The following is a 13,707-nucleotide window of genomic DNA, read 5'->3' as shown; positions in this document are numbered from 1 at the left end:
AAATGAAAGTTATAATAAGTGGTCATAGTTCTTTTTATATAAGAGAAAATTGGATAAATAAATTATTTTATAAGGTTTATGAAAAAGATATAAATAAAAAAATAGATAAGTCATTTTTTTCAAAAAATAATTTATCAGTAGCAATAGATACTTTAGGTGTCGGAAGCAAAATGGTTGAATCAATAAAATATTGGATAGATATTTTAGGAATTATAGAAAAAAATGGAGATGATTTAGAATTAAGTGAAAACTCAAAGATTATATTCCAATTAGATCCATATTTAGAGAACTTAAATAGTTTATGGTTGTTACATTCTAATATTTTAACTAAAAAAAATGAAAAAGTATTAATATGGGATTTGGTTTTTAAAAATCAAGAAAATAATAGTTTTTCAAAAGAAAGTTTGGAAAAAAAAGCAGAGCTTTTTTGTATTGAAAATAGAATAAAATATTCTAAAAAAACTTTAGAAGATACAATAAATGTTTTTATTAAAACTTATTTAAAAGATGAGAAAACTTTAAATAATCCTGAAGAAAATATGGTTTCCCCTTTTGTAAAGCTAAATTATTTAAAACAAGCTGGTGGAGTTTATAAGTTTATAAATGTAAATAGAGAAAGTATCTCTGATTATTTAATTTATTACTTACTTTTTAAAAAAATCAAAAATCAAGGTTTAATAAATCAACTTTCAGTAATAGATGCATATGATTATGTAAATAAAATTATAAGAATTAGCTATCTAGATTTTGAAAAAATAGTTCAAGAGTTAGAACTACAAGATGAAATTCATGTAGATAGAGCAGCAGGACTGCAAAATATAACTCTTGATATAAAAAAATACTTAGAAAAAGATATAATTAAAAAAATTTTAGAAAGTGAGCTACTTCAATGAACAAAGGAATACAGATAACAAAAGTTGGGTTTTCAGTAAATATTGAAAATGATTACAAAAAAAATGAAAAAATAAATGCATATATACCTACTGAAAAAAATATAAAACTGTTAGCTAAAATAAGTGAATCTATATTAGGGAAAAAAAATGGGTCATATATTTTATCTGGAGCATATGGAAGTGGAAAATCATTTTTCATGTCAGTTTTATTAAATTTATTATCAGTTGAAAATCAAGGAGAAATTGATGTTTTTTTAAATAGAGCCGAAAAACGGTTTCAATTAAAGAAAACATATGAAAAACTAAAAGATAAAAAATATTTAGTAGTTTTTGCAAGAGATAGATTTAAAAGTTATGAAAAGGCAATTTTACATGGAATTCTTGATTCTATAAAAAAAGAAAAATTAGATATAAGTTTAAATTTAGAAAGCGAAATAATTCTAAAAAAAATACAAGATTGGGATAAAGAATATCCTAATATAATAGAGAAACTTTCACAAATTTTATCAGAAAAAAATATAGGTTTAGAAGAGTTTAAAAATCAATTAGAAAAAAATAAACCATTCTATATAGAACTCTTTAAAGAAGTATACAAAGAGATTTTTTATGGAGAAGAGTTTATCAATTATGAATCTAGTTTTGATATAGTTAAATTAATTCAAAATTTTGAAAAAGAAGTGTTAGAAAAAACAAACTATTTAGGAGTAGTGTATGTATTTGATGAGTTTGGAAGATATTTAGAAACTAATATAAATAAAGTTGATGTTAAAGAGATTCAAGATATGGCAGAATACTGTAACAGTGACAATAACTCTATTATGTTTTTAATAACTCACAAAGATATATTTCAATATACAAATAAATTAAATAAACAAGATAATATATACGAATGGGAAAAAGTATCTGGAAGATTTAAAAAAGAGCATTTATTTTATGATAAAGTGACATCTTTAAGTATTTTATCTCAAGTTATATATAAAAATGATAAATTTAAAGAATATCGAGAATTAAACAAAGAAAAATTTGATAAATATAAGACTAATTTATCAGAAAGTAAATTCATATTTCAAGATATAGATAAAACTATAGATGAATTTTATCCTTTAAATTATTTATCAGCATATATATTACCAGAATTATCACAAAAAGTTGCTCAAAATGAAAGAACAATGTTTGCTTTTTTAAGTTCGAATGATGAAAAAGGCTTAGAAAGTATATTAGAAGATAGATTTTTAATAGGATTAGATAAAATTTATGATTATTTTGAAGAAAATTTTAAGTTTCTGAATCATGAAACTACAGAATATAAAAGCTTTTTTAATACAAAAAGAGCTTTAAATTTAATTAGTGATACTGAAGAAGTGAGGTTTCTAAAAACTTTAGGAATTATAGAAATTTATAATAGATTCTCTGATATCCAACCAAACAAAGAGATACTGAAATTAGCTCTTGATTTAAATGAAAATGAAATGGATTTATTATTAAAAAGTCTTCAAGAAAAAAACATTATTTCTTATAAAAGAAACAAGAATTATTACAAGATAGTTGAAGATGCTGAAATAAATATAGAAAATGAAATTAAAGAATATATCCAAAATAAATTGCATTCTATAAGTTATACAACATCTTTAAATAAATATTTAGAATTAGATTACTATTATCCAGTAAAATATAATTATGAAAAAGATATAACAAGATATTTTAAACAGATTTATCTAGATGTTACTCAAGTAGATTATTTAGATAAAATAAAAGAATATTCGGATGGGATTATAGTTTATTTGACTAATATAACTAAAGCATTCAATTTTGATTCTATTAAAAATATTTTAAAAAATAAAGATATTATTTTAGTTGTTAATAAAAATGACAAAAAACTTAAAATAGGTTATTTGTTAAAAGAATTAGAAGCAATAGATTGTTTAGTTCTAGATGAGAAATGCTCCACAAATCTATCTCTTAAAGAGGAATATTTATTATATAAAAATGAATTGATTTCAATTATAAATTTAGAGTTAAAAGAATATTTTTCTATAAAGGAAATTGAAATTATTTCTGAAAATAAAATATTTGTTGATAAAAAAATATTAAATGTAACCTATGATTATTTAATTGATAAGTATAGGAATTATATTGAAATAAATTATGAATTAATGAACAAAGAAAAAATAAGTACTCCTATGAAAAAAGTAAGGTTAACTTTATTGGAGATGTTAATAAAAAATGATAAAAACTTAGAATCAAAAGAGTTTTATAAAAATACAGGAGCTATTAACTCTGTAGCAAGAACAGTTTTGAAAAAAATATGTTCTTTAAATTTAGGGGATATAATTCTAGATTCTAAATGGGAAATTTTAGAGAGAGAAATTTTAGAAAAAATAAAGTTAGAAAATTATTCTATAAGGAACTTATATGAAGATTATACAACTAAAGTAAAAGGTTATGGATTAAGAGCTGGGATTTTTACTTTATTTTTAGGTATTGTATTAATAAAGAATAAAAAATGTATAGCTATAGTAGATAAAACAACTAAAAGAAAGCAATTATTAAGTAATGATATAATTGAAAAGTTAGAAAAAAATCCAGAAAACTATTATTTAAGTTATGTTAAAAAGACCGCTGTTGAAGAGGAATATTTAGAAAATTTAAAAGAGTTACTAGGAGTTTATTATTCTGAAAATTCAGAGATAGAGATTGGAATTGTAGAAGGATTTAAAACATATTTTTATTCATTAAATAGATTTTTAAATAATTTATCATTAAAAAACTGTAAAGTTTTATCGAAGATATTTAATATTTTATTCCAAGATAAGAATGCATATGAATTTTTATTTGAAGAATTATCAAGAAGAGCAAAGACTAAAGATTTAAAAGAAATTGTAAAAATTATTTCAGAGGATATGAAGTACTTAGAAGATGAAAAAATAAGAATTGAATTACAGATTCACGAAATAATTTTAAATATTTTAAAAACAGGACAAAATTTAAAAGAAGCTTTAGAAAAGTGGCAAGAACAAACTAAAGTTTTTGATAATGGTATAAAAACTTGGTTAAAGAAATATATTTATAAAAATGATAAAATATTTTTATTAGATTTGACAACTAAAATCAAAGGTTTTAGTTTTGAGAATTGGTCGAATTTAAATGATATAGAAGACTTTAAAGAAAGATTAGAAAAGTTTTTAGTTACAAAAGAATTGGAAAGAGAAAATGTAAGTGAAGTAATTGAAGTTATATCAAATGGAGAAAGTTTAATTATACCTTTGGTAGAAACTCATAGTCAAATGGGAAAAATGTTAAAGATAAAATTAGAAGCTACTATAAAAGCAATGGGATTATCAGTCAAAGAAGAAGAAAAGAAATCAATATTATTAGAGATTTTAAAAGATATGTAATACAAAACGTAATACATTGTAATACATTAATTTTAGACACCTCTGTGAGACATTTAATGCAGTTTAAATGGATTTTACAGGGGTGTTTGTACTTATGAGTCCAAAATGAAATAAGACGCTTAAAATTAAAATAAGAGAGTCAAAAAAATGGACTATTGTTAAAAAAATAGTAAAAACAAGTATTTTTTATGAAAAAAGACATTGAAGACTTTTATTTTGGTATTTTATTTATTAAAGTCTTTAAAAGATGATATGAAAAGAGAGGCTAAAATAGTTTAGAATATATTATATTTTTGAAGGATTTTAATATTTTTTTAGTATATTTCTACAACCATATTAATTAGGAGGTTTAGAAATGATACTTTTTTATAAAAAAAATTCAAAAGAATCTGAAGAGGTTATTGAGATTTTAAAAGACTTTGAAAATGTTAAATATGTAGATGTTGAACAAAATAAATCGCTTGCAGAAGAGTATTCTGTTAAAGTGTTTCCAACTTTAATTGTTTCAACTGATGATGATATTAGTGAAGAAAATATATTTGTTGGATTAAAAGAGATTGAAAATTTTCTTGAAGTTGAAGAGGAAGATTTTTAAAAAGAGTAACATATGATACATATTTTATTTTCATATTGAGGTAAAATTCATTTTAGATAGTTTTAATTTTTATTTAATGAAAAATTGAGGTGAAATAAAATGAATGCAATAAGAAATATGGAATTTAATAAAGTTATAAATTTAGAAGATTTAGTTCCTTATGGAGAGAAAACAATAAATAGTATGATGATTGCTTTAAAAAATTCTTTGAATTCAGCTGTTTTTGCTTTTGATAAAGAAGAGATGTTAAGTGAACATAGTGCTCCAGCAGACGCTTTAGTTTATGTTTTGGATGGAGAGTTTGAAATTTCTATAAACAAAATAGCTCACAAAGTAAAAAAAGGTGAGATGATATTAATGCCTGCAAATATTCCTCACGCTTTAAAAGCTTTAAAAAAGGCTAAAATGTTATTGATAATAGTAAAAAAACATGAAGATATAGGCGGGTTTATAAATTTAGAGTATTCAAAAGAACTTTTAATGAAAGATATAGTGATTGGATTTAAAGGTGGAATTGTGAGTAAAAGAGTTTTAAATTTAGAAAATCTAACATCATTAATGTTTGCTATATCTAAAAATGAAGAGATTGAGCACAATAAAACTGAAGGTGAACTACTTATTTTAAATTTATATGGAGAGCTAGATATTGCTATTAATAATCAGAAAGAGATTTTAAAAGAGGATCAAATTATAGTAATTCCTCCTAATGTTCTGTATGAAATAAAAGCTAAAACAGACAGTAAATTTCTATTAATTGAAATTAATTAGACTTAAAATAAATATATTAAACTCCCTCTTACTTATATTAAGTAGGGGGGAGTTTAAATTTATAATTTTTAAAAACATTTTTCTAATGTTGTGACTGATATAATAAAAAAATGATTGACGTTCATAATTGTTATTCACTTCTATAAAAAATCTAGTTAAAGGATTAAATATTTCATCTGCCAAATTTTCTTTTATTTTAAATTTTCCCTATACTAATTTATTTTAATGTTGTTTCTAGATGTTGTTTCTAGAATAGTATTACAATGTAGTTTAAAGAAATTATATTAATAGATCAGTATTTTCAGTACATTGTGTAAAATAAAAAAACGATGTAAAAGGGCACAGGTATTAAAAAAAAATTACATTGTTAACTTTGTATAAACTTTGATATAATATTTTTTGTTAAAAAATTGTTATAAATTAGGAGGTATAAAAATAATGTTTAGAAAATTATTTGCAGAGTTTTTAGGAACTTTTTGGTTAGTTTTAGGAGGGTGTGGAAGTGCTGTTTTAGCGGCAGGATATCCAGAGCTAGGAATTGGGTTTACTGGAGTGGCTTTAGCTTTTGGATTAACAGTTTTAACTATGGCATTTGCAATAGGACATATATCAGGATGTCATTTAAATCCTGCTGTTACAATAGGATTATTTACAGCTGGGAAGTTTGATAAAAAAGAGGTTATTCCATATATATTAGCTCAAGTTGTAGGAGGATTTATTGGGGGATTAGTATTACTTGCAATAGCTTCAGGTTCTTCAACTTTTATTTTAGATAACGGATTTGCATTGAATGGTGTTGGAGCTCTTTCTCCAAATGGGTACTCATTAGCTTCTGGAGTATTAACAGAAGTAGTATTAACAGCTATGTTTTTATTTATAATATTAGGATCAACATCTGAAAAGGCTCCAAAAGGATTTGCTCCAATAGCTATTGGATTGGGATTAACTTTAATCCATTTAATTAGTATTCCAGTTACTAATACATCTGTAAATCCTGCTAGAAGTACAGCAGTTGCACTTATTGCAGGAGGAGAAGCACTTAATCAGCTATGGATATTCTGGGTGGCTCCATTAGCAGGTGCTATCATTGCAGGAGTTATTTATAAATTAATTTTAGATGAAAAAAATTAAAAATTATTAAAAAAGTAACATAATGAAATAAAAGCTAAAATAGATAGTAAATTTCTATTAATTAAAATTAATTAGACTTAAAATAAACATATAAAATTACCCCTTACTTATATTAAAGTAGGGGGTAATTTTAATTTATAATTATTTAGATAAATATTTATAAATACCTCTTATCCAGTTATCAAAATACATATGCTCAGAAGACATAACATCATACATTTGAGGAGCGATAGTTTGAAAGTACTCTTTAAAAAGCTCTAAATCTAAAGCTTGCATTCCAGTTTGTTTTTTAATTTTTAAAAACATTTTTCTAACGTCATTAGGAGAATAACCAGTATTCTTTTTTCCTAAGTTAATAGGTTCATTATTTTTTTTTAGTTTATTTTTTTGACAAAGTAAAAAAGCGGCATGTTTTACAGCAAATACTCTATCAGTTAAAGCTAATCTAATAACAAGTGCTTTTATATGAAAATACTGTTCATCATTTAAATCATAATCTTTAATTTTATCTAAAGCTTCTAATCTAGTTTTATAAGATAACTCATTTTTTAAATCTTTTATAATTATTTCCATTTATTTTCTCCTAGGTATATTTTATCAATATAGAATTTTTAAGACTATAGAATATTATATAACTTTTTTCAAAGAAGCACAATAGATATTAAATAATTTTGATTGCTTCAAAAAAATAAATTTTTCAAACTTTTATTTAAGAAATAAACGTCTAAAAGTTATAATAATAGTTAGAAGGTAGAAAAGGATTTAATATTTAATTTTAAAGTAGTAAAATAGCCATCACACAGTTTCAAAGATGTTTTAATTTTTAAAAAATGAAGAAAAATAGTATTTTAATTAATTTTAACAAATCATGAAGTTGTTTTTCTAACTATTATATGAGGTAATAGATTTAAAGTCAGTAAACTGTTTTACTTTTAAGAGATTTAAAAAGTTTTTTAAGAAAATGATTGAAAGTTTTAAAGTTATTAGAAGGTGATTTAGTAGTTAAGTAGAGGGATTTGTGATGGTTGCCCTCTACTTTTTTATTTATAAATTATTTACTATTCATAAATCATTTTTTTAGTTATGCCACCATCAATGACTAAATTTGTAGCATTAATAAAATCATTTTCAGGATTAGCTAAAAATAAACAAGCATTAAGGATATCTCGAGGAATACCCACTCTGCCTGAAGGATGTTGAGAGTGATCGGCTTCTGTTAAATCATCATAATTATCTACTTGTATCCATCCAGGACTTATTGCGTTAACAGTAATAGGTGTTCTAGAAAGAGAGATAGCAAGAGTGTTACTCATAGAGATTAATCCACCTTTTGAAGCACCATAAGCTTCCCAGTTGGCTTCATTTTGATTCCATCGAGTAGAGGATATATTTATTATCCGGCCATAGTTTTGTCCTTTATTTACTTTTATAAACTCTTTACAACAAATAAAACTTCCACGAAGATTGACATTTATAACATCATCAAATTCATTGATAGAGATATCTTCGATACTTTTACTAAAATTTGAAATAGCTCCATTATTTATGAGTATGTGAGCAGTTCCATATTTTTCAATAATTTGAGAAAAAGCATGTTTTATATCATCTTCAAATCTTAAATCCACTTTAAGAAAGTCGATACCTTTTGATAGCTCTTTGTGTTTATTAATATCTAAAACAATTACTTTATATCCTTTTTTTAAAAATCCTTCTGAAAGATGGTAACCAATGCCACCAGCTCCTCCAGTGATAATACAAATCTTTTTTAACTTATCGTTTTCCATAATTCACCTAACTTTTTTAATTTTTTATATCAATCCAAAATCATTTTCAATATATTGAAAATCGCACTTTAAAACTTTATTTTTTTCCAACTCAATAAGCTCTTGCTTTAGACAATAAATTAATTCAGAAATGAGATAATTTTCATGTCTATTCTCAACAGTATGTAAATAAAATATTTTTCTTTTGGGAATACTAAAGTTTATTTCATGAATTTTTATATTTGATTTTTTTGCAAGCATTTGAGCAACGGTATTTGGTACAATACACCAACAATCTTTATTTGTGAGCATAAAATCTATTTGGTGTACTATTTGAATTTGAATATAAGGTTTGAAGTTTTTTCCAAAATAAATTTGGCACCATTGTTCAAATTCTAAAAACCAAGGACAATAGATAAATTTAGAAGGATTTAGTTCTGATAAATCAATATTATCAGAAAAATTAGAGTTATTTCCAGAGATTATTACCATTTTTTCTGAGAATAATGGATTACAAGAAACATTTAAAGAGTATCTTTGATCAACTACAATAGCAAAATCGACAGTTCTATTTTCAATGGCATCGTAAGAGGCATAACTAGATAAATCCTCTGTTTTTAAAAAAACTTTACTATTTCTTTCTAAAAAATTTAGAAAAACTTGTGGAAGAAGAGAAGTGCTAATGCTATTCAATGCAGAAACTACAAAAGAAATATCAGACACTGTAGATTTAATATTAGACATCTCAAACCAAAGCTTATTCCATCGATCAATTAAATTTAAGAAATCTTTTCCAGCTTTGGTAAGTTCAACATATCTTACACCTTTTTTTCTATAAAAAAGTTTACAATCAAGTTCCTCTTCAAGATTTTTAATTTTTGAACTTAAAGCAGATTGAGTAATAAAAAGTTTTTCTGCAGCTTTAGAAAAACTTCCTTGTTTAACAACTTCTGAAAAAGCTATTACATCAGTATTATTCATATTAACTCCGTACAATTGTAATTGGTGTTCTAAAATACAATTTTTTTCTATATTATATATCGATATATTCAATTTTACAACTATATTATTTTATGTTAATATCTGGTCACAAACTACAAAAGGAGTTGAAAACTAGAAGATGAAATATAATTTTGATGAAGTAATTTCTAGAGCAAATACTAGATGTGCAAAATATGATGAACGAATAAAAAAATTTGGAACAGATGATTTAATACCACTTTGGATAGCAGATATGGATTTTAAAACTGCTCAACCAATTATAGATGCTTTAAAAACTAAAGCTGAAGAAGGGATATTTGGGTATGTTTCAAGACCAGATAGCTATTTTAAAGCTGGATGTGATTGGCAAAAGCGAAGAAATGGATGGGAAATTAATAAATCATTATGCTCATTTTCTGTGGGAGTGGTTCCTGCTATGACAGTGATGGCTGAAATTTGGTGTAAAAGTGGAAGTAGCATTTTAATTCAACCACCAATTTATGGAGAATTTTATGAAATAGTTGAAAATTCAGGTAATCGTGTATTAATAAATCGTCTTGTAGAAAAAGATGGGAAATGGTCTGTTGATTGGGAGGATTTTGAAAATAAGATAAAAAAAGTATCTATGTTTTTATTTTGTAATCCCCACAATCCATTAGGTATAGTATGGAAAAAAGAGGAGATTGAAAAGATTGTAAATCTTTGTGCAGAGAATGATGTTTTATTAATAAGTGATGAGATACATTCGGATCTAATTTTTCATAACAAGAAATTTATTCCAACAGCAACAGTGAGTGATTTAGCTAAAAAAACAGTGGTAACTTGTTTTTCAGCAACAAAAACATTTAATTTAGCAGGACTACAAGCTTGCACTATTGTTTTTCCAAATAATAAGTTGAAAGATGAGTTTGACAAATGGTGGTTCTCAAAAGATATTCATCGTAATAACTCTTTTTCATCTATTGCTATGGAAGTAGCTTACAACGAAGGAGAGGAGTGGTTAAATCAATTGTTACCTTATATTAGCAGTAACTTTGATTTTGTAGTTGAATATTGTAAGAAAAATATTCCAAAAATTAAAACTTATGCTCCTGATGCAACATATTTAATGTGGTTAGATTGTAGAGCTTTAAATCTGAGTAGTACAGAATTAGAGAAATTTATGATTGAAAAAGCAAAACTTGGTTTAAATAGTGGAACAGCATTTGATAAAGAGTTAAATGGATTTATGAGATTAAATGTTGCTTGTCCAAAAAGTGTTTTAAAACAGGCATTAGAACAATTGAAAAAAGCGGTTGACAAATTATAAACTGAGGGAGGTAGTTAAAAATGGAAAGATCAAAATTTTGGGGAAATTATGGAAGTTCAATTTTACTTTTATTGGGAATTATTGTAGGTAGTATTGTAGGCGTTATTTTAGGAGAAAAGGCTATGATTCTTTCACCAATTGGGGATATTTTTCTAAATTTAATGTTTACAATTGTTGTTCCAATGGTTTTTATATCAATTTCAACAGCAGTTGGAAATATGTTAAATATGAAAAGACTTGGAAAAATTTTAGGAAGTTTAATGGCTATTTTTATAGGAACTGGTATAGTAGCAGCTATTTTAATATTTGTGGTTGTTAATATTTTTCCACCTGCAGTCGGAGCAAAAATTGTTTTAAATTCTGGGAATATGGGGACTCCTAGTAGTGCAGCAAATTTAATAGTAAACTCTTTAACGGTTAATGATTTTAGTGGGTTATTTAGTCGTAAAAATATGTTACCTATTATTATTGCTTCTATTGGATTTGGATTTAGTGTATCTGTTTGTGGTGGAGAGGAAAGTCCAGTTGGAAAACTATTAAATAATATGAACAATATTATAATGAAACTTGTTGAATTAATTATGAAATTAGCTCCAATTGGTTTAGGAGCATATTTTGCAAGTTTAATTGGCGAGTTTGGACCTAAATTATTAGGTGATTATGGAAGAGCGATGTTAATATACTATCCAACTTGTATCTTATATGCTGTATTAGCATTTCCATTATATGCTTATATTTCTGGAGGAAAAGAGGGAGTAAGTAGAATGTCAAAGTATATACTGACACCAGCTCTTACAGCATTTGCTACACAAAGCTCAGTTGCCACATTACCAACAAATATGGCAGCATGTAAAAACATAGGTGTTCCAAAAGATGTATATGAAATTGTGTTACCTATGGGAGCAACAATGCATATGGATGGATCAGTAATTTCATCTATTTTAAAAATAAGTTTTTTATTTGGAATATTCGATCTTGAATTTGCAGGAGTAGAAACATATCTTATGGCATTAGTTGTATCAATACTTAGTGCATTTGTATTATCTGGAGCTCCAGGAGGGGGATTAGTTGGTGAAATGTTAATAGTGAGTCTATTTGGATTTCCACCTGAAGCGTTTCCAATTGTTGCTACACTAGGATTTTTAGTTGATCCAATGGCAACTTGTCTAAATGCAGCTGGAGATACAATTGCTTCTATGATGGTTTCTAGAGTTGTAGAGGGAGAAAAGTGGATTGAGGAAAATAAAGAAGAGATTTTAACAGTTTAAAATAAAAACTAAAGTATAAAAGGAGAGTTTTATGAAAATAATAGTTATAGGTAGTCATTTATGTCCAGATACAATTTACGCTGTATGTAAACTTAAAGAGAAAAAAATAAATTTTGATTTTAGAGATATATCATCAAATTTTACAGCTTTAAAGGAATATTTAAGTCTTAGAGAAGCTAATCCTATATATGAGGAAGTAAAAATTAAAGGTGGACTTGGAATTCCTTGTTTTTTAAAAGGCGAAGAAATCACATTGAATTTAGATGACGTTTTATAGGGGTTAGAGATTAATGAATAAAATTGAATTACTTGAGCTTTTACACCAAGAGGTTATACCAGCCCTAGGTTGTACAGAACCTGTGGCAGTAGCTTTATCAACTGCTGCAGTTACTGAAATAATAGATGGAACTATTGAAAAAATTGAAGTTGCTGTTAATCCTAGCATATATAAAAATGGAATGGCTGTAGGAATACCTGGTTTTCAACATGTAGGATTAAATTATGCAGCTGCTTTAGGAGCGCTACTTTCAAATCCAGAAGATAAACTTCAACTTTTTAATAAAATAACAGATGAAATAAGTAAAAAAGCAATGGAGTTAGTTGAAAAAAAAGTAGTTACTATTACTATTGATAGATCAAAAGAGGCACTTTATATTGAAGCTTTTATTAAAACTACTAAAGAAACTGGAAGATGCATAATTAAAAATTCTCATGACAATATTTTTTTAATAGAAAAAAATGGTGTTTTATTAAGTGAAGAAAAAGAAATAACTGCTTTAGAGAATAAATTACATAAGAGATTGTCAAATTTAAAAATAGAAGAAATAGTTAATCTTATTGAAAGTTGTACAGAAGATGAGCTTTCATTTATGTATGATGGAGTATTAATGAATACTGCTTTGGCAGATTTTGGATTATCAGAACAGAATAAGGATGGACTTGGAATAGCGCATAGTTTAGAAAAACTTACAAAAAATGATATTTTAGGAGATACTCTTTTTAGCAGAATAATGGTCAAAGTTGCGAGTGCATCAGAAAGCAGAATGTCAGGATGTCCATATTCTGCTATGAGTAGTGCGGGAAGTGGAAATCATGGATTAACAACTATAATACCTGTTGTTGAGTTTGCAAAATATGTGAAATCTGAAAAAATTAAACTTTTGAAAGCTTTGGCTATAGCACATACTTTAAATGTTTATATTAAACAATTTTCAGGAAAACTTTCTGCGACATGTGGATGTGGTGTTGCAGCGGCTACTAGTGCTTCAAGTGCAATGGTTTATCTTATGGATGGAAGTATAGAACAAATGGGAAAAACAATTATTAATATGATTGCAAATCTTACAGGAATGATATGTGATGGTGGAAAAATAGGGTGTTCATTAAAACTTGCAACAGCGAGTAATGCGGCAGTGATGAGTGCATATCTAGCTTATTCAGATGTGGTAATTCCTTCAAGCAATGGAATTTGTGCATCTACTCCAGAAAATACTATAAAAAATTTGGGTCGAGTTTCAAAATTAGGAATGCAGACTACTGATAAAGTTATATTAGATATTATGCTTGAAAAAGAATTAAATAATTAGCAATTAAAAAGAGAAGTA

12 protein-coding genes are annotated in these 13,707 nt (G+C 25.7%); 9 read left to right on the top strand and 3 right to left on the bottom strand.

All coding sequences use genetic code 11. The features are described from left to right. Positions 1-2 precede the first annotated feature (2 nt). The 5 genes from NON08_RS01285 to aqpZ all read left to right on the top strand — a co-directional run bounded on the left by NON08_RS01285 (position 3) and on the right by aqpZ (position 6,782). Positions 3-893 (top strand): DUF4007 family protein, encoded by an 891-nt coding sequence (locus tag NON08_RS01285; protein ID WP_256689727.1) that lies wholly within the window; start codon positions 3-5, stop codon positions 891-893. Next, positions 890-4,288, top strand: a complete 3,399-nt coding sequence (locus NON08_RS01280; protein WP_256689726.1) for a hypothetical protein — start codon at positions 890-892, stop codon at positions 4,286-4,288. The genes NON08_RS01285 and NON08_RS01280 overlap by 4 nt, the downstream gene beginning before the upstream one ends. A 355-nt stretch (positions 4,289-4,643) precedes the next feature. Further along, positions 4,644-4,883: a thioredoxin domain-containing protein gene (locus NON08_RS01275; protein ID WP_256689725.1), complete on the top strand. Its 240-nt coding sequence runs from the start codon at positions 4,644-4,646 to the stop codon at positions 4,881-4,883. A gap of 99 nt (positions 4,884-4,982) precedes the next feature. Beyond that, positions 4,983-5,651 (top strand): cupin domain-containing protein, encoded by a 669-nt coding sequence (locus NON08_RS01270; RefSeq protein ID WP_256689724.1) that lies wholly within the window; start codon positions 4,983-4,985, stop codon positions 5,649-5,651. 438 nt (positions 5,652-6,089) lie between these two features. Further along, entirely contained in the window at positions 6,090-6,782 is a 693-nt protein-coding gene (gene aqpZ / locus NON08_RS01265) for an aquaporin Z (RefSeq protein ID WP_185891439.1), read from the top strand. 141 nt (positions 6,783-6,923) lie between these two features. Here the strand turns inward: aqpZ and NON08_RS01260 are convergent, their stop codons facing one another. From NON08_RS01260 to NON08_RS01250, 3 genes are all read right to left on the bottom strand, one after another. Continuing rightward, complete coding sequence (locus NON08_RS01260) at positions 6,924-7,355, bottom strand: HEAT repeat domain-containing protein (RefSeq protein ID WP_256689723.1); 432 nt, start codon at positions 7,353-7,355, stop codon at positions 6,924-6,926. 485 nt (positions 7,356-7,840) lie between these two features. Continuing rightward, the gene (locus NON08_RS01255; protein WP_256689722.1) at positions 7,841-8,566 is read right to left on the bottom strand and encodes an SDR family NAD(P)-dependent oxidoreductase; all 726 of its coding nucleotides are present in this window, start codon (positions 8,564-8,566) and stop codon (positions 7,841-7,843) included. 24 nt (positions 8,567-8,590) lie between these two features. Continuing rightward, on the bottom strand, positions 8,591-9,526 hold the full coding sequence (locus NON08_RS01250) for a LysR family transcriptional regulator (RefSeq protein WP_256689721.1): 936 nt from the start codon (positions 9,524-9,526) through the stop codon (positions 8,591-8,593). A 139-nt stretch (positions 9,527-9,665) separates the two neighbouring features. Between NON08_RS01250 and NON08_RS01245 the strand changes: the two genes are divergently transcribed. From NON08_RS01245 to NON08_RS01230, 4 genes are read left to right on the top strand one after another with little or no spacing between them, the layout of a single operon-like run. Next, a complete protein-coding gene (locus tag NON08_RS01245; RefSeq protein ID WP_256689720.1) occupies positions 9,666-10,835 on the top strand; it encodes a MalY/PatB family protein in 1,170 nt (389 codons plus the stop codon). Between the two features lie 20 nt (positions 10,836-10,855). Then, a complete protein-coding gene (locus NON08_RS01240) occupies positions 10,856-12,103 on the top strand; it encodes a dicarboxylate/amino acid:cation symporter (protein WP_256689719.1) in 1,248 nt (415 codons plus the stop codon). Between the two features lie 31 nt (positions 12,104-12,134). Then, on the top strand, positions 12,135-12,380 hold the full coding sequence (locus tag NON08_RS01235) for a glutaredoxin (RefSeq protein ID WP_256689718.1): 246 nt from the start codon (positions 12,135-12,137) through the stop codon (positions 12,378-12,380). 13 nt (positions 12,381-12,393) lie between these two features. Further along, positions 12,394-13,689 (top strand): serine dehydratase subunit alpha family protein, encoded by a 1,296-nt coding sequence (locus tag NON08_RS01230; RefSeq protein WP_256689717.1) that lies wholly within the window; start codon positions 12,394-12,396, stop codon positions 13,687-13,689. The last annotated feature ends 18 nt before the right edge of the window (positions 13,690-13,707 follow it).

The organism is Cetobacterium sp. NK01 (assembly GCF_024506395.1).
GTDB lineage: Bacteria > Fusobacteriota > Fusobacteriia > Fusobacteriales > Fusobacteriaceae > Cetobacterium_A > Cetobacterium_A somerae_A.
Note: the sequence above shows the minus strand (reverse complement) of the source record. Positions and strands in the feature narration are given on the sequence as shown.

What these genes read in the sequence shown, in the direction of transcription:
- NON08_RS01255 (WP_256689722.1), bottom strand. Translation starts at nt 8,566, where the DNA reads ATGGAAAACGATAAGTTAAAAAAGATTTGTATTATCACTGGAGGAGCT.
- NON08_RS01250 (WP_256689721.1), bottom strand. Translation starts at nt 9,526, where the DNA reads ATGAATAATACTGATGTAATAGCTTTTTCAGAAGTTGTTAAACAAGGA.
- NON08_RS01280 (WP_256689726.1), top strand. Translation starts at nt 890, where the DNA reads ATGAACAAAGGAATACAGATAACAAAAGTTGGGTTTTCAGTAAATATT.
- NON08_RS01260 (WP_256689723.1), bottom strand. Translation starts at nt 7,355, where the DNA reads ATGGAAATAATTATAAAAGATTTAAAAAATGAGTTATCTTATAAAACT.
- NON08_RS01270 (WP_256689724.1), top strand. Translation starts at nt 4,983, where the DNA reads ATGAATGCAATAAGAAATATGGAATTTAATAAAGTTATAAATTTAGAA.
- NON08_RS01230 (WP_256689717.1), top strand. Translation starts at nt 12,394, where the DNA reads ATGAATAAAATTGAATTACTTGAGCTTTTACACCAAGAGGTTATACCA.
- NON08_RS01240 (WP_256689719.1), top strand. Translation starts at nt 10,856, where the DNA reads ATGGAAAGATCAAAATTTTGGGGAAATTATGGAAGTTCAATTTTACTT.
- NON08_RS01275 (WP_256689725.1), top strand. Translation starts at nt 4,644, where the DNA reads ATGATACTTTTTTATAAAAAAAATTCAAAAGAATCTGAAGAGGTTATT.
- aqpZ (WP_185891439.1), top strand. Translation starts at nt 6,090, where the DNA reads ATGTTTAGAAAATTATTTGCAGAGTTTTTAGGAACTTTTTGGTTAGTT.
- NON08_RS01285 (WP_256689727.1), top strand. Translation starts at nt 3, where the DNA reads ATGAAAGTTATAATAAGTGGTCATAGTTCTTTTTATATAAGAGAAAAT.
- NON08_RS01245 (WP_256689720.1), top strand. Translation starts at nt 9,666, where the DNA reads ATGAAATATAATTTTGATGAAGTAATTTCTAGAGCAAATACTAGATGT.
- NON08_RS01235 (WP_256689718.1), top strand. Translation starts at nt 12,135, where the DNA reads ATGAAAATAATAGTTATAGGTAGTCATTTATGTCCAGATACAATTTAC.